The sequence below is a fragment of the Tardiphaga sp. GW822-FHT04G09 genome (genome assembly GCF_058800725.1).
Genome location: NZ_JBXAMO010000020.1, coordinates 52,399 through 75,848 on the forward strand (window position 1 = coordinate 52,399; position 23,450 = coordinate 75,848).

The 23,450-nt window shown below is 61.3% G+C and carries 23 protein-coding genes; 19 read left to right on the forward strand and 4 right to left on the reverse strand.

Features of this window, described 5'->3' with window-relative positions:
* Nucleotides 1–27 precede the first annotated feature (27 nt).
* Nucleotides 28–1,326, forward strand: a complete 1,299-nt coding sequence (locus AC1RLZ_RS25210; protein WP_493190846.1) for a glycoside hydrolase family 130 protein — start codon at nt 28–30, stop codon at nt 1,324–1,326.
* Nucleotides 1,327–1,432: 106 nt separating this feature from the next.
* Nucleotides 1,433–1,612, forward strand: coding sequence for a hypothetical protein (locus tag AC1RLZ_RS25215; RefSeq protein WP_493190847.1), 180 nt, complete (start codon nt 1,433–1,435; stop codon nt 1,610–1,612).
* 179 nt (nt 1,613–1,791) lie between these two features.
* Here AC1RLZ_RS25215 and AC1RLZ_RS25220 read toward each other — a convergent pair whose 3' ends face one another.
* Nucleotides 1,792–1,995: a cold-shock protein gene (locus AC1RLZ_RS25220; RefSeq protein ID WP_068734860.1), complete on the reverse strand. Its 204-nt coding sequence runs from the start codon at nt 1,993–1,995 to the stop codon at nt 1,792–1,794.
* A gap of 235 nt (nt 1,996–2,230) precedes the next feature.
* On the opposite strand from AC1RLZ_RS25220, the gene AC1RLZ_RS25225 reads away from it, so the two are divergent.
* Nucleotides 2,231–2,362 (forward strand): hypothetical protein, encoded by a 132-nt coding sequence (locus AC1RLZ_RS25225; protein WP_493190848.1) that lies wholly within the window; start codon nt 2,231–2,233, stop codon nt 2,360–2,362.
* 185 nt (nt 2,363–2,547) lie between these two features.
* Entirely contained in the window at nt 2,548–2,736 is a 189-nt protein-coding gene (locus tag AC1RLZ_RS25230) for a TenA/THI-4 family protein (RefSeq protein WP_493190849.1), read from the forward strand.
* 21 nt (nt 2,737–2,757) lie between these two features.
* On the opposite strand, the gene AC1RLZ_RS25235 is transcribed toward AC1RLZ_RS25230, so the two are convergent.
* Together AC1RLZ_RS25235 and AC1RLZ_RS25240 are read right to left on the reverse strand one after the other, a co-directional pair.
* A complete protein-coding gene (locus AC1RLZ_RS25235) occupies nt 2,758–2,964 on the reverse strand; it encodes a hypothetical protein (RefSeq protein WP_493190850.1) in 207 nt (68 codons plus the stop codon).
* Complete coding sequence (locus AC1RLZ_RS25240) at nt 2,961–3,299, reverse strand: hypothetical protein (RefSeq protein ID WP_493190851.1); 339 nt, start codon at nt 3,297–3,299, stop codon at nt 2,961–2,963. Before AC1RLZ_RS25240 ends, AC1RLZ_RS25235 begins: the two co-directional genes overlap by 4 nt.
* A gap of 543 nt (nt 3,300–3,842) precedes the next feature.
* Here AC1RLZ_RS25240 and AC1RLZ_RS25245 point away from each other — a divergent pair.
* From AC1RLZ_RS25245 to AC1RLZ_RS25275, 7 genes are all read left to right on the forward strand, one after another.
* A complete protein-coding gene (locus AC1RLZ_RS25245) occupies nt 3,843–4,058 on the forward strand; it encodes a hypothetical protein (RefSeq protein ID WP_493190852.1) in 216 nt (71 codons plus the stop codon).
* A 256-nt stretch (nt 4,059–4,314) separates the two neighbouring features.
* Nucleotides 4,315–4,545, forward strand: a complete 231-nt coding sequence (locus AC1RLZ_RS25250; RefSeq protein WP_493190853.1) for a hypothetical protein — start codon at nt 4,315–4,317, stop codon at nt 4,543–4,545.
* Between the two features lie 88 nt (nt 4,546–4,633).
* A complete protein-coding gene (locus tag AC1RLZ_RS25255) occupies nt 4,634–4,894 on the forward strand; it encodes a hypothetical protein (RefSeq protein ID WP_493190854.1) in 261 nt (86 codons plus the stop codon).
* 268 nt (nt 4,895–5,162) lie between these two features.
* Entirely contained in the window at nt 5,163–6,293 is a 1,131-nt protein-coding gene (locus AC1RLZ_RS25260; RefSeq protein ID WP_493190855.1) for a sensor histidine kinase, read from the forward strand.
* Nucleotides 6,294–6,607: 314 nt separating this feature from the next.
* Entirely contained in the window at nt 6,608–8,383 is a 1,776-nt protein-coding gene (locus tag AC1RLZ_RS25265; RefSeq protein WP_493190856.1) for an acyl-CoA dehydrogenase family protein, read from the forward strand.
* Between the two features lie 107 nt (nt 8,384–8,490).
* Nucleotides 8,491–9,252, forward strand: a complete 762-nt coding sequence (locus tag AC1RLZ_RS25270; RefSeq protein WP_493190857.1) for a crotonase/enoyl-CoA hydratase family protein — start codon at nt 8,491–8,493, stop codon at nt 9,250–9,252.
* 338 nt (nt 9,253–9,590) lie between these two features.
* Nucleotides 9,591–11,219 (forward strand): bifunctional metallophosphatase/5'-nucleotidase, encoded by a 1,629-nt coding sequence (locus AC1RLZ_RS25275; RefSeq protein ID WP_493190900.1) that lies wholly within the window; start codon nt 9,591–9,593, stop codon nt 11,217–11,219.
* An 870-nt stretch (nt 11,220–12,089) separates the two neighbouring features.
* On the opposite strand, the gene AC1RLZ_RS25280 is transcribed toward AC1RLZ_RS25275, so the two are convergent.
* Nucleotides 12,090–14,156 carry a putative bifunctional diguanylate cyclase/phosphodiesterase gene (locus tag AC1RLZ_RS25280; protein ID WP_493190858.1) on the reverse strand — a complete coding sequence of 689 codons (2,067 nt, stop codon included), beginning with the start codon at nt 14,154–14,156 and terminating at the stop codon, nt 12,090–12,092.
* A gap of 373 nt (nt 14,157–14,529) precedes the next feature.
* Here AC1RLZ_RS25280 and AC1RLZ_RS25285 point away from each other — a divergent pair, with 373 nt between their 5' ends.
* The 8 genes from AC1RLZ_RS25285 (at nt 14,530) to AC1RLZ_RS25320 (ending at nt 23,442) form a co-directional block, all read left to right on the forward strand.
* A complete protein-coding gene (locus AC1RLZ_RS25285; RefSeq protein ID WP_493190859.1) occupies nt 14,530–15,465 on the forward strand; it encodes a histone deacetylase family protein in 936 nt (311 codons plus the stop codon).
* Between the two features lie 92 nt (nt 15,466–15,557).
* Entirely contained in the window at nt 15,558–15,809 is a 252-nt protein-coding gene (locus tag AC1RLZ_RS25290) for an exodeoxyribonuclease VII small subunit (RefSeq protein ID WP_089265989.1), read from the forward strand.
* 101 nt (nt 15,810–15,910) lie between these two features.
* Nucleotides 15,911–17,218: a hypothetical protein gene (locus AC1RLZ_RS25295; protein WP_493190860.1), complete on the forward strand. Its 1,308-nt coding sequence runs from the start codon at nt 15,911–15,913 to the stop codon at nt 17,216–17,218.
* A gap of 343 nt (nt 17,219–17,561) precedes the next feature.
* Nucleotides 17,562–19,487 (forward strand): 1-deoxy-D-xylulose-5-phosphate synthase, encoded by a 1,926-nt coding sequence (dxs, locus tag AC1RLZ_RS25300; protein ID WP_493190861.1) that lies wholly within the window; start codon nt 17,562–17,564, stop codon nt 19,485–19,487.
* Nucleotides 19,488–19,688: 201 nt separating this feature from the next.
* Nucleotides 19,689–20,231 (forward strand): nucleoside 2-deoxyribosyltransferase, encoded by a 543-nt coding sequence (locus tag AC1RLZ_RS25305; RefSeq protein ID WP_371423366.1) that lies wholly within the window; start codon nt 19,689–19,691, stop codon nt 20,229–20,231.
* A 2-nt stretch (nt 20,232–20,233) separates the two neighbouring features.
* Nucleotides 20,234–20,989 (forward strand): TlyA family RNA methyltransferase, encoded by a 756-nt coding sequence (locus tag AC1RLZ_RS25310; protein ID WP_493190862.1) that lies wholly within the window; start codon nt 20,234–20,236, stop codon nt 20,987–20,989.
* The gene (locus AC1RLZ_RS25315) at nt 20,982–22,220 is read left to right on the forward strand and encodes a class I SAM-dependent RNA methyltransferase (RefSeq protein WP_493190863.1); all 1,239 of its coding nucleotides are present in this window, start codon (nt 20,982–20,984) and stop codon (nt 22,218–22,220) included. Before AC1RLZ_RS25310 ends, AC1RLZ_RS25315 begins: the two co-directional genes overlap by 8 nt.
* A gap of 67 nt (nt 22,221–22,287) precedes the next feature.
* Nucleotides 22,288–23,442, forward strand: coding sequence for an alpha/beta hydrolase (locus AC1RLZ_RS25320; protein WP_493190864.1), 1,155 nt, complete (start codon nt 22,288–22,290; stop codon nt 23,440–23,442).
* Nucleotides 23,443–23,450: the final 8 nt, after the last annotated feature.

Genomic DNA, 23,450 nt, shown 5'->3' on the forward strand with positions numbered 1-23,450 from the left:
CTCCTTCAGCAGAAAAATGAGATTCACTTGTCTTCATCTCCGATACTGAATCGCCAGGAGCTCTATCTCCGGCCTGACGCGTCCCGTGTCATCGTACGGCCATTCAAACCTGCAACGGAGCCACGCGACCTCAATCCGACAGATAAAACGCGTGCCAATCATATTGTCGATCGGATCCTTGCACTCAGTCCCGAGCAGGCAGAACACCAATTGGCCGACGTGCTTGAGAACTTTCTGGGCCGCCACCGGAATTTGCTTCAGACATTCGAGGCCCGCGCCGACGAAATGGAAGATGCGTTTCATGACCACAGCCGGTTCACGACGATTCAGCGTCAGCTGATCGGCGCCTACTTCCTGAGTGAATACTCGTTTGAAGCGTCGGCACTCTTCAATCCGAGCATCGTACCTCATCCCGATCAATCCGGAACGACAGCCGGCGCCCTGCGCTTCATCCTCAGCCTGCGCGCGGTCGGAGAAGGCCATGTCTCATCATTGACGTTTCGCACCGGGCTCGTGGGCGCCGAGGGAACTGTCAGCATCGATCCGACCGCGCGCCTCGCATCAAATCCGACAGTGCGACGCCTTGGCTCCGGGCCTGGCGGCGAGGATGTCGACGTCACGTTCAGTAGCGGCGAGGAAATCAGCGAGCGGGTCATTTTTCCGATTACGGAATCACAATCGAACGGCATCGAGGATGCGCGTTTCGTGAAATTCACCCATTCGGGACGAACGGTCTATTACGCGACTTACACGGCCTATAGCGGCAGGGCGATCCGCTCCGAAATCATCGAAACGTCCGACTTCATCACGTTTCGCTTTTCGACCCTTCGAGGCAGCGCGTCACATAACAAGGGCATGGCGCTTTTTCCCCGGAAGATCGATGGCCGGTTCGCGATGATCGCGCGGCAGGACAACGAGAATCTCTACCTGATTTATTCGGATGATCTTTACACATGGGATGGCGGCACGCCGATTCTGAAGCCGGCCGCCCCTTGGGAGTTCGTGCAGATTGGCAACTGCGGCTCGCCTATCGAGCTGGATGAAGGATGGCTGTTGCTGACCCACGGTGTCGGCCCGGTCCGCAAATATTCGATCGGAGCGGCGCTCCTCGACAAGAACGACCCGACGAAGGTGTTGGCACGCCTGCACGAACCGCTACTTCGACCCGCGCCATCCGAACGCGAAGGTTATGTGCCGAATGTCGTCTACACATGTGGCGCGATGCGGCATGGTGACCGGATCATCTTTCCATATGCCATTTCGGACAGTTATTCGAACATCGCGACGATCGATATAAGAAGCCTCCTCGCAGCGATGGACAGATGACGATCGACTGAGCTTCAATTGGGATGGAGCCGGATGCGGCTCCGAACGCTCTGCTCAAAGATCAATGCTTGTCGTCAATCGGTGAAAACACAGTCTTGGGAGACGCATGGTGACCGGTGAAAAATCAAGATCACTCGTTGTTGGAACGACAGTCTTTTGGAAGAACGATAGGGACGATTTCGGCACCGTCATCGCCAAGGACTGGAGCAGCGTCACCGTCAAATGGGAAAGCCGCGGCAGTCAGAAAATCATGCACAACGACATGGATGGCTTCACGGCTGCCTGAAATTCCAGGGTTGCAGCGAACATCCCTGATTGCCGCTTCGTGGAAACAAACCAGCGACATGCCGCCAGCTCGCTGAAATTTACGCGAAAGGCCCGCCAGGGATAAATCCGGCAGGCTATTCAGTCATTTGGTGACAGCCGGGCGCCGCCAGACTTGCGGTACCCGGCAACAGGTGCCGATCAGCCAACCCGGAGGTTTTCTGCCGAAGTCTTGCCACGGTTGGCCACTTCCTCGAAACTGACCTTGGCCCCCTCGTTCAGCGTGCTCAGACCCGCCTTCTCGACGGCCGAGATGTGAACGAAGACGTCCTTGCTGCCATCATCCGGCTGGATAAAGCCGAAGCCCTTCGTCGCGTTGAACCATTTTACTACGCCAGTGGTCACGTCAGTTCTCCCGGTTATCTCTGCAAACACAGCAGCGCTCTATTCGGCGGCGAGTCAATCGAGCAAAGTTTGATTTTGCCAAACAGATCCTGCAATCCGCTATCGGGACGACCGGGCGACCGTCACCCGTCTCCCACGGCCCCGACGTGCCGGCAGTTCAGGGCAACATAATCCACGAGATGGCCGGCCGACGTGCTACTGTCATCGGAGCCCAACTCGGGCGGAGGACCAAACCATGGCTAAAGGCGAACAACGAAACAATCGCGAAGTAAAGAAGCCCAAAAAGGACAAGGTCAAAACGATCGCGGCAGCTCCGAGCATGAAGAACCTGATGCACCCCGAGGCAGACAAGCCCAGAAAGAAATAATCTAACGGAGCGCATCGCCAGCAGTGCAGCACCGTCTGAGGTCATGGGCACCCGGCACATGATCCATGCGCCCAATCGCGCCACCGCGTTCGCGGCGATCGAAAACCATCAAATTCAATCAAGAATGTTCACCCCCTTCCGGGGCGCTCCGACGCGCATCGGCGATCATGCCAGATGGAGCAATCATGACACATGAAGACCTGGAACTGATCCGTGAGATCGTCCTGCACGGCGGCGCAAAATATACCGCTGGCAATATCGATCGCAGCAGATACCAGCGCCTTGTCGATCTCGGGTGGCTATCGCCCCTCGTCATGAACAAGACAGACATTGCCTATGAGGCGACAAAAGCAGGCGAAGTGGCCGCGAGCTGACCCGGCACTCGGGGAGCGGCTCTAGCCGCGCGCGACGATTTTTCCGGTCGCGAACTGTTCCAGGGCGTGGAGCGCACTTTCCTCATATGTCGCGCCCGGCAGCGGTTCCGCGATCACGATCAACTGGCCAATGGTCAATTGAAGCGCATCATCCAGGACGTCGTAATTGGCTTCGTAGGTCCTGCCGGCGAACACCAGTTCAACATGGCCATGCCAGAACCCCTTCAACTCCGGCTCCCGACGAGATCGATAAACGTCTGAAGCTCTGCAGAAAAGCGTTCGGCCTGCCCGGCATTGAGCCATAGTTTTACTGTCGACGTCGCCGACAGGACAAAGGCAACCCCGAAACCGCCCGCATTTGGCACGCACAGCGCCGACCAGCTGTCAGCTTCGCTCACGATCTTCCGTTCGTTGGGCGTTCCCGTTTCCAGCACGTGACTGATCTGGATCTTGAGTTCGATTGCATCGTCGAACGACAGGGAAATCTCCTCTCCGCTGAAGTTCAGAATTAGCCAGCAATCTTTTTGCTTGGGTTTGACGTCGGAGGTGAAGTTGAAGGGCATTGTCCGACCATGCGCCTATGCCCGTGACGGTCAATCAAATTCATCGCGACGCCATGTCGACTTGATGCACGGGCCTTCCGTTGCGGCCCTGGCTGCCTGCCTGACCGGGAGCAAGTTTCATGTGGCGGTCATGGCCTGCACGCCCTAACTGGACATTGCGGCCTTCGCGTTTGAGTCGCACTGAGGCGCAGACAGAGGGACGATCGAATGAGCGACGGGTGGCAACCAATCAGCAGTGCACCGAAGGACGATGAAAGGATCATCGTTGCGGGTGGAACATGGATACGCGGAAACAAGGACAAGCTGCCCCAGGCATTTCCATGCCTCGTCATCTGGGACGAAACCGAGTGGCTCATCTGCGACAATGAAGGCCCGCGAGCGCTCATACGGGGTCCCAAGGTCTGGATGGCAGTCCCGCCCGTTGACTTGCCTTCAGCATCGGAACTGCTGAAGACGGTCTGATGCATTTCATTAACCATACGATGCTACCCGTCCTGTAGCGCGGATCCTGTCGAGCGTACCGCGCCAACTCTGGAGTCGCAGATGCAGGTCATCGAAATCACGGACCTCGTCGAGGCCAGACGAGCGCGTCTGGCTCAATATCACGGGCTACCGCGTGCACTTCAGCTGAACGGTCAAACAGTCACGGGTTCGGTGAGATCTGTCGTGATGGATGCATCGGCGGCAAAGTGGACCGTCAAGCTCATTGCAACGCCACCTGTCGTCGACAGAAAATATAGTCTGCGCCGCTCAGCCTAGAGCCGGACGCAGACCCGCACGACAACATCCGACCTTCTTCAGCCCTGCCATCCCGCAGTCGCATGTATCTGTAAGCGCGCGCCTGTACCAATCCATCCTGCAGTCGCCGCGCGGACGGCCATTTCGGTGGCGAGCGAACCGTAGCGAGAGCAAGATCGCCTTCAGGCTGTTTGCGGCCCTCCCCCCATACATTGAACACATAGACGTCGTAACATTCCTGGAGTTCGGGCTTTCTCCGAGCTTTATGGATCCAAACATGATTGCTATTTCGACACAGGTTCAGGCGCCTGATGACTTTCAGCGCGTAGCGTTCGACATAAGACACGGCAATCGCCGGGTTGCGTGCACCCTGACGACCAAATTTCCAACCAAAGATCAGGCCAAGAAGTACTTCCACGCCAACAGGCCGCTGATCGAGAAACTGGCCCGCGATCAGATGGAACTGGCTGCAGCCAACGACGGTGAGATCAAGCTGGTGATGATTTAAAAGTCGCCTGCCATGCTCTCCGTTTCCGTGAAACAAAGGCGCAACCTCGTCTTCGCGTTGGCTCGGACGACGACGCAAGGATACCGATATGGCGAAGTCGTTGCTCTCCAGACAGGACCTCGAACATGCGGCATTGCTGCAGATCCGCAGCTGCTACGGATGCGAAGACGTCACGGCCGTGATCATCGACGAGATCGCAGACCCTCGCTTTGAGACGAACTGGGGCATTCTGTCACTTCACCGAGCGGCCGACGTGCAATTGAGGCTCACCGCTGAGCTCAATACAGTCCGCGCGATTGACGGCACCCAGGAAAGACTGCGGAAGCTCTATAACCTCAAGACCGACTGAGCTCGTCCAGCTGCTGGCGAGGCATAACGCCCATATTCCGGATCGATTTGGGAGCAGTTCCGCCGCCCCAGGGACGAATTCCGCCGGGACTGCGGCCCCTTGCATGACGTGCGACAGGCGATCCCAGGATTATGTCGACTTCGGATGCAGAAACCTCTAGGTTCCTTCACATCACCTCGGTACGATAGGCACTCGGTGACTGAGGGCCGTGTATGCTCCCGCCTTGATGGGAGCAGCTTAGGTGTCATCATCTCGAGATAAGACCCACGTGCTTGTCGTCGAAGACGAGATGGTGCTGCGTATGCGAGCGGTCGACATCGTTGAGGATGCAGGATTTACGGCCATCGAAGCGACGAATGCCGATCAGGCCATCGGCGTACTCGAGGCGCGATCCGACATTTCGCTCTTGTTTTCGGACATCCAGATGCCCGGCAGTATGGACGGATTGAAACTTGCTCACGCGGTCCATGAACGCTGGCCACAGATCAAGATCATCCTGGTATCCGGCCAGATAACCCCTTCGAGCGACGAGAAACCGGAAAACAGCCGCTTCTTCGGCAAGCCCATCGACGACAAGCAGATGATCGCCGAACTGCAGGACATGATCGGTACAGGCACCCTTGAGGTCGTCTCTGGCCAGGCAAGTTTGGCCGTCAATCCGACGCGGCCGAGCCAGTCTGTCGCGGAAGAAACACTCACGGCCGAGAACGACAGCCTGCGACTATTGCTGGAACAGGCTGGAATAGATGCCAAGCTATTGCTCGCGCAGGCCGGCATAGACGCCAAGGAGCGGGAAGCCGCCGACAAGCTGCAGAAGCTTGTGCTCGGTGAATTGCACCACCGCATCAAGAACACCCTCGCGACCGTGAGTGCGATCGCTTCACAGAGCCTTCGCACCGCCACCAGCGTTCAGCATGCGCAGCAAGCCATCGAGGGGCGGCTCCTTGCGCTCGGTCGCGCACATGACCTCTTGATGCAGGTCAGTTGGGCGAGTGCCGGCCTCGGGATGATAATCCGCAACGCCACCGAGCCCTACGACAACAAAGGTGTTGGTCGCTTCGCTATCTCAGGACCGGAAGTAGACATGGGGTCGGGCGCAGTTATCGCCCTGGCGATGACGCTCAACGAACTCTGCACCAACGCCACCAAGTTCGGGGCGCTTTCGGATCCAAGCGGTATTGTTAAGGTGAACTGGACGATCGATCAGGCGTCGCAGCAACTGACCTTGAGCTGGATCGAAAGCGGCGGCGCGCACGTCAATCCGCCCGTCCGCCGCAGCTTCGGCACACGCATGATGGAATCGCTCGGACGGCAACTGAGCGGCACCGTGCGTTTGGCCTATCCCCCATCAGGCTTCACCTACACCCTGGTGGTACCGATCGCTTCGCTGAGCAAATAAGCCGGCGGGGCTCTTTGCCGCGGGACGACCGCCGCTGTCAAAGTGCATGATTCTCCTGTGAAATCTCCTATTTCCAGGAAATTTGCGCGGCGACAGGTGCGAACGGCATTCCCGCCCCGGCCAATGCAGGCCCATCGACGCCCCGTTGCCTCTGTCTCATGAAGTAAACGCCCGCATTTCACTCCGATGGCGCGTGGACCGGGCGCAGCCGCGCCTCCCGGGCAGGTCCGGATGCGCCCTTTGGCGTGTTGAGGGACCGCCCGTTTCGTGGGAAGACGGCGGAAAGCTGAAAAGTTACCGCGGAGCGAGATGCCATGACCTATCGTGCACCCATCAATGACATGCTGCTGGCCCTCAACCATGGCGCCGGCCTGCAGGCGGCCCTGAAAGCCGGCCATTACGGCGATTTCGACGCCGACATGACCGCTGCCGTGCTCGAAGAGGCCGGCCGCTTTGCCAGTGACGTTCTGGCGCCGCTCAATACGGTGGGCGACAAGAACGGCATCAAGCTTGCCGACAACAAGGTCACCACCGCCCCCGGCTGGCCCGATGCCTACCAGCGCTGGACTGCCGCCGGCTGGAACGGAGTCTCCGGCCCCGAGGCCTTTGGCGGCCAGGGCCTGCCGCTGGCGATCAATGCCGCCTGCACCGAGATCTGGAGCGCGTCGAATATTGCGTTCGGCCTGTGCCCGCTGCTGACACTCTCCGCCATTGAAGCACTCGATGCCCATGGCAGCGACGAACTGAAAAAGATCTATCTGGAGAAGCTGGTCACCGGCGAATGGACCGGCACCATGCAACTCACCGAGCCGCAGGCCGGCTCCGATGTGGGCGCCCTGCGCTCGCGCGCCGAGCGCCAGGCCGACGGCAGCTATCGCATCTCCGGTACCAAGATCTTCATCACCTATGGCGATCACGACATGACCGACAACATCGTGCATTTCGTGCTTGCGCGATTGCCCGATGCGCCCGCCGGCACCAAGGGCATCTCGCTGTTCCTGATTCCGAAGTTCCTGGTCAATGCCGACGGCTCGCTCGGCGAACGCAACGACATCTATGCCTCCGGCGTCGAGCACAAGCTCGGCATGCACGCCTCGCCGACCTGCACCATGACCATGGGCGACAAGGGCGGTGCGGTCGGCTACCTGATCGGCGAGGAAAATCGCGGCATGCTGTGCATGTTCACGATGATGAACCAGGCGCGCCTCGGCGTCGGCCTCGAAGGCGTCGGCATTGCCGACCGCGCCTATCAGCAGGCGCTGGCCTTCGCGCAGGAACGCAAGCAGGGCCGCGGCATCGGCAGCAAGACGGCCGGCATGGATCCGATCATCGTGCATCCCGACGTCAAGCGCATGCTGATGCAGATGCGCTCGCTCACCGCCGCTGCGCGCACGATCTGCTACGCCACGGCCGTCGCGCTCGACGTCGCCGCGCGTTCGCCCGACGCCAAGGTGCGCACCGCAGCCGCCGCACGCGGCGCATTGCTGACGCCGATCGCCAAGGCCTTCTCTACCGATATCGGCAATGAAGTGACGTCACTGGGCGTGCAGATCCACGGCGGTATGGGCTTCATCGAGGAGACCGGCGCGGCGCAGCACTACCGCGATGCGCGCATCACGGCGATCTATGAAGGTACCAACGGGATCCAGTCGATCGACCTCGTCACGCGCAAACTCGCGGCATCAGGCGGCGAAGCGGTCTGGGCCCTGCTCGATGAACTCGGCGGCATCGTGTCGCGCGTCGAGGCCTCCAACGATCCGGCTTTCGGCACCACCGGCGCAAAACTCCGCGATGCGCTCGGCTCGCTGGAGCGTTCGAGCAAGTGGCTGCTCGAGAAGCTGGCCTCGGCTCCCAACGACGCACTCTCGGGCGCCACGCCCTATCTGCGGCTGTTCGGCTCCGCCCTCGGCGGCTGCATGCTGGCCAACGAAGCGCTCGCAGCCCGCGATGGCGACGGCGATTCCGCGCGCTATGTGACGGTTGCGCGGTTCTTCGCGGAGAATATTGCGGTACAGGCGGGTTCTCTCGAACGCACCGTGATGGACTCCAGTGAATCCGTGATGTCGGCCGACGCAGTTTTGCTGGCATAGGCCGTCGCGGGCCATATCGGTCGCAGCGGATTGATGTAATATCCGGCAGAGGAAACGTGCCCGCCGCGCTTTTTGCGGGGCGCTGCAAGGAGCTGCAGGGAATTGACATGAGCGAACATCTGATCGTGACCGACGAAGAGGCCACGCGCGTGATCACGCTGCGCCGGCCGGAAAAGAAGAACGCGCTGACGCAGGACATGTATCGCGCCATGTCGAACGCGATCGACACCGCGCAGAACAATCCGGCGATCCGCTGCATGATCATCACTGGCGGTTCCGGTGCCTTCACCGCCGGCAACGACCTCGAGGATTTCCTCAAGGACAGCGCCGCAAAGGCCGAAGCGCCCAGGGCATCGAACGCCGTCAAATTTCTGTATTCGTTGGCGCAGAACGTCAAGCCGCTCATCGCCGCGGTGGACGGCGTCGCCATCGGCATCGGCACCACGATGCTATTTCACTGCGATTATGTGCTGGCCTCGACCACGGCAACCTTCAAGACGCCCTTCATCCATCTCGGCCTGGTGCCGGAAGGCGCATCCAGCCTGCTGTTTCCGCGCACCATGGGCCATCAGCGCGCCTTCGCGGCGCTGGTGATGGGCCGCACCATGGATGCGGAGGATGGCAAGGCTGCCGGCTTCGTCAATGAGGTCGTTGCGCCCGGCCACACCGAGGTGGAAGCCCACAAGGTGGCCCGCGAAATCTGCGCCCTGCCGGCGGAAGCCGTGGCGATCTCGCGCCGGCTGCTCAAACTGCCTCCCGAAGATCTCACGCGGCGCATTGATCAGGAAAGCCATCTGTTCGGCGAGCGCATGAAGTCCCACGAGGCAGTCGCGGCTTTCAAGGCGTTCTTCGCGCGCAAGAAGGCGTAGGCGCTGGTTTCTCTTAACCTCTCCCCGCTCTGCGCGGGGAGAGGTCGACCGGCGAAGCGTAGCGAAGCCGGTCGGGTGAGGGGCATGGCACTGTCGCCAACGCAATCGTGACGCCTCGTGTCGCTATCGCGTCAAACGATCAAGCCATGAATAACCACCTATCGCAGCGAGAGTTGCGGATATCCGACCCGAGGGATCTTCCGGAATTGCTGACATCCTGCCCTGCCCCTCACCCGACCGGCTTCGCTGCGCTTCGCCCGTCGACCTCTCCCCGTAAAGAACGGGGAGAGGTTAAGACTGCAGCGATCGCTGCGTGCACCGCTCTAGCGGGCGCACTACTGTGTTTGGCACCGGCCGCCCACGCCCAGACCTCAGCATCTCCCGTCGATGTCACCGTCCTCGCCATCAACGACTTCCACGGCAATCTGCGCCCTGCCCCGGGCGGTATCACCATTGATGATCCCGCCGACAGGACGAAGAAGATCACCGTGCCCGCCGGCGGCGCCGAGCATATGGCGACGCTGGTCAAACAGCTGCGCGCCGGAAAACCGAACAGCGTGTTCGTGGCCGCCGGCGACCTGATCGGCGCCAGCCCGTTCCTCTCCGCGCTGTTCCACGACGAGCCGACCATCGAGGCGCTGTCGATGATGGGGCTGGAGATCGCCTCGGTCGGCAATCACGAATTCGACGAGGGCCGCGAGGAGCTGCTGCGCATGCAGAACGGTGGGTGCCACCCCGTCGATGGCTGCCAGGGCCCGCATCCCTTTGCCGGCGCGACGTTCAACTATCTCGCTGCGTCCACCATCGATAGCAGGACCGGCAAGCCGCTGCTGCCGCCCTATCGGATCAAGACATTCGACGGCATTCCCGTGGCCTTCATCGGACTGACGCTGAAAGGCACGCCGGGTCTGGTTGCGCCGCCGGGAATCGCCGGTCTGGAATTCAGGGACGAGGCCGACACGGTCAATGCGCTGGTGCCCGAGCTGAAAGCCAAGGGCGTCGAGGCCATCGTGGTGCTGATCCACGAAGGCGGCTTCCCCACCGGCGACTACAATGAATGCCCGGGTATTTCCGGCCCGATCGTAGACATCGTCAAAAAATTCGACAAGGCCGTCGACGTCGTCGTCAGCGGCCACACCCACCGCGCCTATACCTGCCAGGTCGACGGACGGCTCGTCACCTCGGGCGACAAATACGGCACGCTGGTCACCACCATCGATCTCAAGCTCGACCGCACCACGCGCGATGTCGTCAGCGCCAAGGTCGACAATGTCATCGTGCGCACGGCAACCTATCCCGCAGATCCCGCCCAGACGGCCCTGCTCGCCGCCTATGACAAGGTGGCCGCGCCCATCGCCAGTCGCCCGGCCGGATCGGTCACCACAACGCTGTCGCGCATGCCCGACATGACCACCGGCGAAAGCCCGCTCGGCGATATCATCGCCGACGCACATCACGCCGCGACATCGGCCGGCAATCTCGGCGCCGCCGTGATCGCCTTCACCAATCCCGGCGGCATCCGCGCCGATATCGTGAAGTCAGCCGACGGCACCGTGACCTATGGCGACGTCTTCGCCGCGCAGCCGTTCCGCAACCAGCTAGTGACGCTGACGCTCACTGGCGCGCAGATCAAGGCGATGCTCGAGCAGCAATGGAATACCCCGAGCCGGCCGCGCATCCTGCAGGTGTCGAAAGGCTTCAGCTACGCGTGGGACAACACGGCTGCGCCCGGCCAGCGCATTCCGCCCGGGCGCATGATGCTGGATGGCCAGGTGATCGATGCCGCTGCAAATTATCGCGTCACCGTGAACGGCTTTCTCGCCGTCGGCGGCGATGGCTTCACGGTGCTGAAAGATGGCAAGGATCCGCTGGTCGGCGTTTACGACGTCGATGCGCTGAACGCCTATATGAAAGCCAACAGCCCGCTGTCGCCGATGCCGCTGGGGCGGATCTCGCGGGTGGATTAGCAGAACGCCTGTCATTCTGACCCGTCATTCCGGGGCGTGCGAAGCGGCGCGGCCGGCAGAGCGCGAAGCCGGAATGACAGTTTGGGGCTGGAAGACGCCAAACATTTTTTCCTACTTATATTGACAATATCCCTACATTGATTATTTTCCCCTCTATCCTGCCCCACCGAGAGGGGCGATCGCGATCGTCACGATTGCGGGGCGGGATGCGGTGGACGCCGGAGATGCGGCGTCACGGGAGACGTGGGTAACGGCTGTCTTCGGACAGGCCGCATCGCCTGTGGTCAGGATACCACTGGGACAGGCGGCATGGCTTGCCTTCGGATGGAACGGGCCTGCGGATCAAGTGACGGACGACCAGATTCGAAACGCGTCCGGCCCAATCGCTTGTGCTCCCCGGCCCTGTCGCGCAGGGCCCAACAAGGATGACCTTGATCGGTCATCTGGGCAAGCATTCAGCAAGCCGACAAAACACCGCAGGCGGAACGTCGGGCAATCGCCCGTGCTTTCCGAAAGTCCTGATGCGCCAACTTGCGGAAGACCGCATCGGCATCAGGCCCAGGGGTGCATCGGGCACCCGGCGTTCCGCACGCCCTCTCACGAGGGGGCGGGAATGCAAGCGACGACGGCGCCCCCGCGCCGCCAACAACAGGGGCGATGACGCATGTCTGAAGGGTAGTGGCTGTTTGAAATTTGAATCTGCGATGAGGCCGAAGCGTCAGGCCGTAGGATGGGGTGAGCGCAGGCGCATCTTGCGCCGAAGCGAAACCCATCATTCACGCGCACGAAAGCGATGGGTTTCGCTGCGCTCACCCCATCTACATCTCAATCCCGCCACGACAGTGATGGCATTCAATAACCTTCCACCTTCTACGCCACATGCCGTTGGTCGATCTCGCCACGGATATCGAACGGCTCGGGCCTGCCCACCGCGTAGCCCTGGGCATAGTCGACACCGATCTCGGTGAGTGCCGCGACAATCTCGTCGCTCTCCACGAATTCGGCCACCGTGCGTTTGCCCATGATCTTGCCCATATGGCTGATCATCTCGACCATGGCGCGGTCGATCGGATCGGTGAGCATGTCCTTGACGAAGGAGCCGTCGATCTTGAGATAATCCACCGGCAGATGCTTGAGATAGGCAAAGGACGACATGCCGCTGCCGAAATCGTCCAGCGAGAAGCGGCAGCCGATCTGCTGCAGCGCATGAATGAATTTGTTGGCATCGGCGAGATTGGCGATGGCGCTGGTCTCGGTGATCTCGAAGCAGATGATGGTCGGCGGTATCCGATAGATGCGGAACTGCTCGCGGACATAGTCCAGAAAGCTTTCATCCCTGAATGTCGCGCCAGACAGGTTGATGGCGCAGGTTGAGACCGGGATGGCACGTTGAACCGATCGCGCGGCAAGAATGGCAAAAGCATTCCTGACCACCCAGCGGTCGATCAGCGTCATCAGGCCATAGCGTTCCGCTGCGGGAATGAAATGGCCTGGCGCAACCAGCTGACCGGCCTCGTCGCACAGCCGCAACAGCAGTTCGACATGCAGGCTGTCATTGTCGCGCTCGCCGAGCGGAATGATCTTCTGGGCATAGAGACAGAAGCGATCCTGTTCCAGCGCATCGCGAATGCGCTGCACCCAGGTCATCTCGCCGAAGCGCTGCAGCAATTCGGAATCACTGGCCTGATGCAGCTGAACGCGATTGCGGCCCTTCTCCTTGGCCATGTAGCAGGCCACATCGGCAGCACGCAGGGCTTCCTCCAGCGTCACCTCAGGCTGTGCAATGCAGACGAGGCCGATGCTCACGGTGACGTTGAACGAACGCCCGTTCCAGACAAAGTTCAATTCCTCCACCGTCTGCCGCAGCCGCTCGGCCGTCGCAGCGGCGCGATCCGGCTCGCAGCGTTCCAGCAGCACCGCGAATTCATCGCCACCGAGACGCGCCAGCAGGTCGTCCACGCGCAAGTGCTTCTGCAGCATGCCGGAGACCTGCCGCAGCAGATGATCGCCGGCGGCATGACCGCAGGTGTCGTTGACGATCTTGAATTGATCGAGATCGAGGAACATCAGCGCATGCGGCCGCGAGTCGATATCGATGCGCGGCAGCGTTTCCTCGACGCGACGCTCGAATTCGCGGCGATTCGCCAGCCCCGTGAGCGCATCATGCGAGGCCTGAAACGCCAGACGGGAGATATATTCCTGCTCACGCTCCTTCTCGGTCTTCAGGGCTGTCTCGAAACGCTGGCGCTGGATCAGCAGTTTGCGCGTCCGCCAGATGCCGAGCAGGATCAGCAGGGCCGCGGTCAGTCCATTGGCAATGAGCAGGATGCTTTGAATGGCGCGCGAACCGATGCCGAGACGCTGCGAGAATGCGACAGCAAGCGGCGTAGTCTGTTCATTGATCTGATCGATCTGGGCCTTCAGGACCGCCAGTCGCAACGAGCCGCCCTTGCCTTCGCTGACGCTTGCGTGGATCGCATCGGCCGTATCCACCAATTGCCGGATCACGGGATCGGTAGCGCGCCAGATCTCGATGGCGCGGGCGAGATAGACGACCTCGCTGAAATTGCGAAACAGCGAGATCATGCCGGGGATGTCGGCGGCATCGTTGGCGCCTTGCAGGAATCCGTCATAGGCGGCCTGCAGATCTGGTACCGGCTGTTCAAGCGCGTGGCGCGCCTTGAGATCCCCGAGCGGCACGGCAATGCTCGCCTGATAGCGCTGATAGTATTTGTCGTCGCCCGTCTCGGCATAGAGGCTGAGCGAATGCACCGCCTCCATCTGCCCCTTCGACCAGCGGCTCTCGCCGGTGACATAGGCGCGGACCGACGACAGGATATTGATGCTGGTGCCTGCCAGGAAGGCCTGCAGCAATACGATGGCAACGAACGGCCAGACCGAACGCAGCAAATGGGGCACGCCCCTTGGATATCTCATCGCACTCATCGCCCACGAACCCGACACAGACGCAAGCGCAACTGCGGAGTTCGGACGGGCTCGATACGCGTACCTTCTCCGCAGAATGCCGCTGCCCGCAGTGATAGCAGTCGCGACTTAACGCGCGTTTCGATTCCGCACGGTGATGACGCATCGATGAATCGCTGTGAATCGGTCGTAAAGAAAGCGATCAGCTAATTTGATCGGTAGTTTCTTCTGCAGCGACGCGATCGCATCGACTTTCAGCGCCGGCTCCCGCTCGCCAGACGCTGGAGGGCCCGAGTTTCGCCGGCGCCCCCTATCGGAACCTGACCCGACCAGATAGGTTATCGTCCCATCATACCAGCGCTCCCCACGCTCGCGGATCATTTGCATGACGACACTTCTTCTGAGCCATCCGGCATCGCTCGATCACCTCACCCCGCCCGGCCATCCTGAGCGCCCCGACCGCATGCGCGCGGTGGCGCAGGCACTCAGCGAAGACCGCTTCAATGCGCTGGTGCGGGGCGAAGCGCCGGAGGGCGATCTCGACGTGGTCAGCCTGTGCCATGACAACCACTACATCGACGAATTGCGTCATGTCGCACCGAGCAGCGGGCTCGTCTATCTCGACGGCGATACGTCGATGTCCCCCGGCACCTGGGAAGCCGTGATGCGGGGCGTCGGCGGCGCTGTGGCTGCGACCGACGCAATCATGAAAGGCGAGCACAGCAATGCCTTCGTCGCGACCCGCCCGCCCGGCCATCACGCCGAGCACAACAAGCCGATGGGCTTCTGCTTCTTCGATCAGGCTGCAATTGCAGCGCGGTATGCGCAGCGCACCTACGGCATTACCCGCGCGGCCGTCGTGGATTTCGACGTTCACCATGGCAATGGCACGCAGGACATTTTCTGGGCTGACCCCACGGTGATGTACTGCTCGACCCATCAGATGCCGCTGTTTCCCGGCACCGGCGCATCCCAGGAGCGCGGCGAACACGACACGGTCGTCAATGCACCGCTGCATGATGGCGACGGCAGTGCAAAATTCCGCTCCGCTTTCGACAATCTCATCCTGCCGCAACTGCAGAAATTCGCACCTGAACTGCTCATCATCTCCGCCGGCTTCGATGCGCATCGCCGCGACCCGCTCGCATCGCTCAATCTCGAAGCCGAGGATTTCGGCTGGGTGACGCGCAAGCTGATGGATCTCGCCGACAGCACCGCCGGTGGCCGCATTGTCTCGGTACTCGAGGGTGGCTATGATCTGCAGGGCCTGAAAGAATCGGCCGCGGCCCATGTTTCTGCGCTGATGGGGGCATCGCGCTGAGTGGAGCGCAGGTCGCAAAACGTACCCGCCACAATACGCCCTCAAACATATCTTTGACTCCGTCCTTCCAAAATGCGCACACGGGAAACCGAATGGCCGAGAACACCCACGCTGACGTCAAGAAGCTGACCTTTGAGACCGCGATCGAAGAACTGGAATCGATCGTGAAGCGCCTCGAAGACGGCAAGGTGCCGCTGGAAGAGTCGGTTGCCATCTATGAGCGCGGCGAAGCGCTGAAGCGCCGCTGCGACGAGTTGCTGCGCCAGGCCGAAGCTCGCGTGGACAAGATCACCACGGATTCGAACGGCAAGGCCGTCGGCACCGAGCCGCTGGACGTCCAGTAGGAATCGCGCCGGGTTGAGACCTCGCACCACCCCGCGGCCGAATTAGCGCTTGGCGCATGGCGCGGCCTGTTTATAGTCCGCCGTCAGTCCGGGGAACCAGCGTGCGCGTCCAGCACCGTCATGTCATCTATGTGCAGGGATACGATCCGCGGGGCCTCGCGCAGTATTACCGCATGTTTCGGACCGAACTGCGCAAGTTCGGCCGGCTTTACGGCCTGACCACCTCGGTCAGCCGGCCAAAAGGCCATACCGACGGCGAATTCGCCCATGAATCCGCCTCCTGGCGCATCGAAACCTCAGGCGATGGCTGGCAGACCACCACCGATTACGATTTCCTGCGCTGGGAAGACATGATCCAGCGCGATCTGGCCGTGCCGATCTGGCGCACGCTGATCCACGCCATCGCCATTTATTGGGGTCTGGTCTTCTCGGGCACCATGGGCCGGTTCTGGAAGGCACATTGGCGCTTCGCCACCTTCATCAGCTGGCCCCATTTCCTGCTGCTCAACGGAGCGATCTGGTCGGCGGCCATCGCCTGGCTTTTCGCGTCAGGGCTGCAGGCCATCGGAATACACGGATTCCTTGTCGGTCTCGGCGCCGCGGCGGTGTTCGTGGCCGTGCTCGGCTCGCTGCTGAAATACACCGAAAAGCACACCTACCTGCTTTACCTGATGGCCGACACCATCTTCACCTGGCAGTTCTCCCACGGCAACCGGCCGGACTGGGACGCCCGGATCGACCGTTTCGCGCAGCATCTGGTCAATGTCGCCCGGACCACCGAGGCGCAGGAGATCGTGCTGGTCGGTCACAGCTCAGGGTCGTTCCTTGGCTCCGAAATCCTCGCCCGCGCGCTGAAGCTCGATCCGGAACTCGGCAGCCACGGCCCCCGTGTCGTGCTGCTGACGCTCGGCGGGAATATGCCTATCGTCGGTTTCCATAAGGTTGCGCAAGGCTTCCGTGACAATTTGCGGCTGCTGGCCGTGGAGCCTTCCATCGACTGGATCGACTGCCAGTCCCGCAAGGACGTGATGAATTTCTTCCCGTTCGATCCCATCGCCGGTCACGGGATCGACGCTGGTGCGGCCCGCCGGAATCCAACCATCGTCCCCGTCCGGTTCCGCGAAATCATCCGCCCGGAACATTACAATCGGTTCCGCTGGAAGTTCTTCCGGGTGCATTTCCAGTTCGTCATGGCCAATGAGCGGCCGCATGCCTACGATTTCTTCATGATCGTTTGCGGACCCGTACCTCTCAGGGAGCGAGTCAGCCAGCCAACCACAACTTTGGCGCTAGTCCATGGCGCCCCCGCTACCCGCGAAAATGCATGGAAAAAGCTCGATTTGGGCGGGAAGAGCCCTATCCGTTCGGGCTCCCATGAAGCGGAACCGGTCGCCCGGCGCATCGGCTAGACCCACCACGCGAATGTCCATAGCGCCTTTGTGCTGCCACCCCCGCAGGCACGGCGGTTGGCTTTGGCCATCGCTTTGGTGTAAAGGGATTTGGAATATGCGCTGACGATCAGGCTGAAACGCCGGCCGTTAACGTAGATAAGCGCTTCATTCATCTGGCAAAAATGATCAGATGAAGTCGCCGCCAAGCATGCTAGATATCACACTGAAAAATCGAAGCCCATTATAAGGCCTCGAAACAGGCTTCCCGGTTCTGGAGGCTGCGGTTGCCCGGTGGGCGCGCGGAAACGCGACGGCTCCGATGCCAGACGCAGTCCCGGACATGTAAAATTGGAATAGTGCCGTGACCGATTTTAGTAAGACACCGCTGCTCGATACCATCAAGACTCCGGCAGATCTCCGGAAGCTCAAGATCGAGCGGGTTCGTCAGGTTGCTGACGAGCTTCGTCAGGAAACCATCGATGCGGTGTCCGTCACCGGCGGTCACTTCGGCGCCGGTCTCGGCGTTGTCGAACTGACCACGGCCCTCCACTACGTCTTCGATACGCCGCGCGACCGCATCATCTGGGACGTCGGCCATCAGGCCTATCCGCACAAGATCCTCACCGGTCGCCGCGACCGTATTCGCACGCTGCGCACCGCCGGTGGCCTGTCGGGCTTCACCAAGCGCAGCGAGAGCGAATACGATCCGTTCGGCGCCGCGCATTCCTCGACCTCGATTTCTGCTGGCCTCGGAATGGCCGTCGCCCGCGACCTCTCCGGCGGCAAGAACAACGTTATCGCCGTGATCGGTGACGGTTCGATGTCGGCGGGCATGGCTTATGAAGCCATGAACAACGCAGGCGCGATGAATTCCCGCCTGATCGTCATCCTCAATGACAACGACATGTCGATCGCACCGCCGGTCGGCGCCATGTCGGCCTATCTGTCGCGCATGTATTCGGGCAAGACCTATCGCTCGCTGCGCGATGCCGCCAAACAACTTGGCAAACATCTGCCGAAGCTGATCGCCGATCGTGCCGAGCGCGTCGAAGAATATTCGCGCGGCTTCATGGTCAATGGCGGCACGCTATTCGAAGAGCTCGGCTTCTATTATGTCGGTCCGATCGACGGCCACAACCTCGATCACCTGCTGCCCGTGCTGCAGAACGTCCGCGACATGGAAACCGGCCCGATCCTGCTTCACGTCGTGACCCAGAAGGGCAAGGGCTATGGTCCGGCCGAAGCCGCGGCTGACAAATATCATGCGGTCGTCAAGTTCGACGTCGCGACCGGCACCCAGTCGAAGTCCAAGCCCAACGCACCTGCCTATCAGAACGTGTTCGGCCAGAGCCTCGTCAAGGAAGCCGAGAAGGACGACAAGATCGTCGCCATCACCGCGGCCATGCCGTCGGGCACCGGCGTCGACATCTTCAACAAGGCGTTCCCGAACCGCACCTTCGACGTCGGCATCGCCGAGCAGCATGCAGTGACCTTTGCGGCCGGCCTCGCCACCGAAGGCTACAAGCCGTTCTGCGCCATCTACTCGACCTTCCTGCAGCGCGGCTACGACCAGATCGTCCATGACGTGGCGATCCAGAACCTGCCCGTGCGCTTCGCCATCGATCGCGCCGGCCTTGTCGGCGCCGACGGCGCGACCCATGCCGGCTCGTTCGACAATGCCTATCTTGGCTGTCTGCCGAACATGGTGATCATGGCGGCCTCCGACGAAGCTGAGCTGGTGCACATGGTCGCCACCCAGGTTGCCATTAACGACTCGCCGAGCGCGCTACGCTATCCACGCGGCGAAGGCCGCGGTGTCGAAATGCCGGAAGTCGGCATCCCCCTGGAAATCGGCAAGGGCCGCATCATCCGGCAGGGCAAGCAGGTCGCGCTATTCTCGTTCGGCACACGTCTCGCCGAATGCGAAAAGGCCGCCGATGAACTCGCGGCGCACGGTCTGTCGGCAACGATCGCCGATGCGCGCTTCATGAAGCCGCTCGACGTCGAATTGCTGCTCAAGCTCGCCCGCGAACACGACATCCTGCTCACAATCGAGGAAGGCTCCATCGGCGGCTTCGGCTCGCATGTCATGCACACGCTGGCCGAGCACGGCATGCTCGACGGCGGTCTGCGCATGCGCTCGCTGGTGCTGCCCGACATGTTCCAGGATCACGACACGCCGGCAGCGATGTATGCCCAGGCGGGTCTGGACTCCAAGGGCATCGTCAAGAAGGTGTTCGAGACGCTCGGCAAGGATTTCAAGGCCGAGACTGTCAAGCTCGCCTGATCTACACGGAAATGTCGTCGTCCGGCTTGACCGGGCGATCCAGTAGAGACGGTTGCTACGGGATTACTGGGTCACCCGGTCAGCCGGGTGACAACAAGCGGTGAAAGACGCGGCAATCCAGAGCCAGAATCCGGATTGCCTCGTTCTCGTCTGAATTGGCTCGTCAATGTCGGCGCAGCTCACCATGACGACGGGGACTTCATGAATATCTATCTCGCAGGTCCCGACGTATTCCTGCCCAATGCCGCCGAGATCGGCCGGCAGAAGGTCGCGCTCTGCAAACGCCATGGCGCGCGCGGGTTCTTCCCGCTCGATAACACCATCGACCTCAGCGCCAGCGATGCCTCGCGCCAGATTTTCCACGGCAACGAAGCGATGATGAATCATTGCGACATCATCATTGCCAATCTCACGCCGTTTCGCGGTCCAAGCGCCGATGCCGGCACAGTATTCGAGCTTGGCTATATGGCCGGTCACGGCAAGCTCTGCTTCGGTTATTGCAACGACCCCACGCCCTATCTCGATCGCGTCCGCCGCATGATGGAGGTCACCGGTCATGATGGCCATCTGGTCGATGCGAACGGGCTCACCGTCGAAAATTTCGGCCTCGCCGACAATCTGATGATGATCCACGCGCTTGATCTCTATGGCGCGCCCATGATCGTCCCCCGCGAAGCACCTGATGATCTCTGGCAGGATCTGACGAGCTTCGAAGCCTGCCTGAAACTTGCTGCATCGTACTGACCATGACGAAATCTCTGACCACTGCTGCTGCGCCGCGCAAACGCGCCGATACACTCCTCGTCGAACGCGGCATTTTCGAAAGCCGCGCGCGTGCGCAAGCCGCCATCGAAGCGGGGCTTGTGAAGGCCAATGGCAAAACAGTCGCCAAAGTGTCGGAGCCAATACCGCTCGATGCCGCGATCGAGGCAGAACCGGCGCATCCCTGGGTCTCGCGCGGCGGGGTCAAGCTTGCAGCTGCGCTCGAACATTATCCGATCGAGATCGAGGACCACGTCTGCCTCGATGTCGGCGCCTCCACCGGCGGCTTTACCGAAGTGCTGCTCGCCAATGGCGCCAGCATGGTGTTCTCCATCGATGTCGGGCACAACCAGTTGCATCCATCCCTGCATGGCCACCCGAAAATCATCTCAATGGAAGAGACCGATATCCGCAGCTATGAGAACAAGCGCCTTCCGGCGCGTCCCGACGTTGTGGTGATCGATGTCAGCTTCATTTCGCTCAAGGCGGTGCTTCCTGTCGCGCTGTCGCTCGCGGCGGCGCCGATGAGCCTCCTGGCGCTGATCAAGCCACAATTCGAGGCGGATCGAAAACAATCCAAGCGCGGCATCATCAAAAACGCCGCCGTGCATCAGGCGATCTGCGACGACATCACCGATTTCGCGAAGACACTCGGTTGCACCGATATCGAGGTCTTTCCGTCGTCGATCACCGGCGGTGACGGCAATATCGAATTCTTCATGGGTGCACGGCGTGGCTGAACGCCTGACCATCGATCACGTCGGCCAGCGCGGCGACGGCGTCAGCCTCGCAGGCGGCGCGCCGATCTTCGTACCCTACGCACTGGCACGGGAGATCGTCGAGGCGGAACGCGACGATGGTCATCCCGAACGTCGACAATTGTTGCGCGTCGACACCGCCAGCCCGGAGCGGATCGACCCGTTCTGCACCTACTTCACGCGCTGTGGCGGCTGCGCCATCCAGCATTGGCAGCCCGACCCCTATCAGGCCTGGAAGCGCCAGATCGTCATCGACACGCTTGCGCAGGCGAAGATCACCTGCCCGGTCGATCCGATCATCGACGCCCATGGTGCCGGTCGCCGCCGCGTTACGCTCCATGCCCGCCGCGGCAGCGACGGCGAATTGCGCGTCGGCTTCGCGACTGCTGCAAGCCATGCCATCATCGCCATCGATGAGTGCCCTATCCTGGATCCAGCGCTAGGTGGCGCGCTCGATGCGGCGCGCGCCTTGGCCGAGGTGCTCAAGCCCGTCAGCAAGCCGCTCGATATTCAGGTGACGGCAGCCAGCAACGGCCTCGATATCGACGTCCGCGGCACCGGTCCGTTGCCGACTGCGATCATCACAGCGCTGTCGCGCATCGCCGAAGTGCACAAGCTGGCGCGGCTGACACGACATGGCGAACTCGTGCTGATGCGCGTACCGCCTGTCGTCACGATGGGAAGCGCACAGGTTGTCTTACCACCGGGCTCGTTCCTGCAGGCCACCGCGGCCGGTGAAGAGACACTGGCAGCGCTTGTGCTGAAGCTCTGCAAGGGTGCGAAAAACATCGCCGATCTGTTCTGCGGTATCGGCCCCTTCGCGTTCCGGCTTGCAGCCAAATCCAAAGTCACGGCGTTCGACAGCGACAGTGGCGCGATCATATCGCTGCAACAGGCCATCAAGGACACGAAAGGACTGAAGCCGATCAAGGCGGAGATGCGCGACCTGTTTCGCCGTCCGCTGGTGCCGCAGGAATTGCGCGATTTCGACGCCGTGGTGTTCGACCCACCGCGTCAAGGCGCACAGGCTCAGGTCGAGCGACTCGCGGCAAGCAAGATCCCTACAGTCGTGGCCGTGTCATGTAACGTTCAGACATTCGCACGCGATGCAAAGATCCTGATCGATGGCGGCTACAAGATCGACAGCGTTACGCCCGTCGACCAGTTCCGGCATACGCCGCATATCGAATTGGTGGCCCGCTTCAAACGCTAGTTGTCTTTTCGCGTTGCTTGCGCTGGAGTGCGCCCACGCTGCCAGACAAGTGCAGCATGGAGGCGACGTGACACCCATCGAGTCCCACATTCTGCCGGCCGGAATTCGCTCGCGCTTCGTCGAGGGCATCAACGGTTTGCGCGTCCATGTGCTGGAGGCCGGCTTCGAGACGAAAGGTCGCCCCTGCATCCTGCTGGTGCACGGCTTTCCCGAACTTGCCTTCAGCTGGCGCAAGGTAATGCCGCAGCTTGCTGCCGCCGGCTATCACGTCATCGCGCCGGACCAGCGCGGTTATGGTCGCACCACCGGATGGAGCGCCGATTATGACGGCGATCTGCGTCCCTTCAATCTGCTCAACCTCGTGCGCGATGCGGTCGGACTGGTCGCAGCCTTCGGCTATCCCCATGTGGATGCGGTGGTCGGACATGACTATGGCAGCTCGGTCGCAGCCTGGTGTGCGCTGGTGCGGCCGGATATCTTCAGATCCGTTGCGCTGATGAGCGCGCCCTTCGCCGGGCCTCCGCCGCTGCCATTGGGCACCGCCGATCAGCCGGCGCCGCCAAAGGCCGAAGATCCCGTGCATCGCGACCTCGCCGCATTGCCGCGGCCGCGGATCCACTATCAGTGGTACTACGCGACGCGCGATGCGAACGATCACATGCAGCATGCGCCGCAAGGCGTGCATGATTTCCTGCGCGCCTATTATCACCACAAGAGCGCGGACTGGGCGGGCAATAAGCCCACTCCACTGCAGGGCTGGACGGCAAGCGAACTGGCCAAGCTACCGACCTATTATGTGATGGACCGCGATCAGACCATGGCGGAAACCGTCGCCGCGGAAATGCCGACGCCCGGGCAGATCGCATCATGCAAATGGCTGCCGGACAACGAACTGGCCTTCTATGCCGGCGAATATGCCCGCACCGGCTTCCAGGGTGGGCTGCAATGGTATCGCTGCAACACGACAGGCGCGTTCAATGCCGACTATGAACTGTTTTCCGGCCGCACCATCGACGTGCCCTCCACATTTATCTCCGGCAGACAAGACTGGGGCATCTATCAGCGCCCCGGCGCCATTGAGGCAATGCAGAAGACCGCCTGCACCGACATGCGCGCGATCCATCTGATCGACGGCGCAGGCCATTGGGTGCAGCAGGAACAACCACAAGAGGTCAGCCGCTTGCTGCTCGGGTTCCTGAAAGACAACGGTCCGCCGTCGTAGTCTTTGCG

What these genes read in the sequence shown, in the direction of transcription:
- AC1RLZ_RS25230 (WP_493190849.1), top strand. Translation starts at nt 2,548, where the DNA reads ATGACACATGAAGACCTGGAACTGATCCGTGAGATCGTCCTGCACGGC.
- AC1RLZ_RS25290 (WP_089265989.1), top strand. Translation starts at nt 15,558, where the DNA reads ATGGCCGAGAACACCCACGCTGACGTCAAGAAGCTGACCTTTGAGACC.
- AC1RLZ_RS25280 (WP_493190858.1), bottom strand. Translation starts at nt 14,156, where the DNA reads ATGAGATATCCAAGGGGCGTGCCCCATTTGCTGCGTTCGGTCTGGCCG.
- AC1RLZ_RS25285 (WP_493190859.1), top strand. Translation starts at nt 14,530, where the DNA reads ATGACGACACTTCTTCTGAGCCATCCGGCATCGCTCGATCACCTCACC.
- AC1RLZ_RS25265 (WP_493190856.1), top strand. Translation starts at nt 6,608, where the DNA reads ATGACCTATCGTGCACCCATCAATGACATGCTGCTGGCCCTCAACCAT.
- AC1RLZ_RS25270 (WP_493190857.1), top strand. Translation starts at nt 8,491, where the DNA reads ATGAGCGAACATCTGATCGTGACCGACGAAGAGGCCACGCGCGTGATC.
- AC1RLZ_RS25250 (WP_493190853.1), top strand. Translation starts at nt 4,315, where the DNA reads ATGATTGCTATTTCGACACAGGTTCAGGCGCCTGATGACTTTCAGCGC.
- AC1RLZ_RS25240 (WP_493190851.1), bottom strand. Translation starts at nt 3,299, where the DNA reads ATGCCCTTCAACTTCACCTCCGACGTCAAACCCAAGCAAAAAGATTGC.
- AC1RLZ_RS25305 (WP_371423366.1), top strand. Translation starts at nt 19,689, where the DNA reads ATGAATATCTATCTCGCAGGTCCCGACGTATTCCTGCCCAATGCCGCC.
- AC1RLZ_RS25225 (WP_493190848.1), top strand. Translation starts at nt 2,231, where the DNA reads ATGGCTAAAGGCGAACAACGAAACAATCGCGAAGTAAAGAAGCCCAAA.
- AC1RLZ_RS25255 (WP_493190854.1), top strand. Translation starts at nt 4,634, where the DNA reads ATGGCGAAGTCGTTGCTCTCCAGACAGGACCTCGAACATGCGGCATTG.
- AC1RLZ_RS25245 (WP_493190852.1), top strand. Translation starts at nt 3,843, where the DNA reads ATGCAGGTCATCGAAATCACGGACCTCGTCGAGGCCAGACGAGCGCGT.
- AC1RLZ_RS25310 (WP_493190862.1), top strand. Translation starts at nt 20,234, where the DNA reads ATGACGAAATCTCTGACCACTGCTGCTGCGCCGCGCAAACGCGCCGAT.
- AC1RLZ_RS25215 (WP_493190847.1), top strand. Translation starts at nt 1,433, where the DNA reads ATGGTGACCGGTGAAAAATCAAGATCACTCGTTGTTGGAACGACAGTC.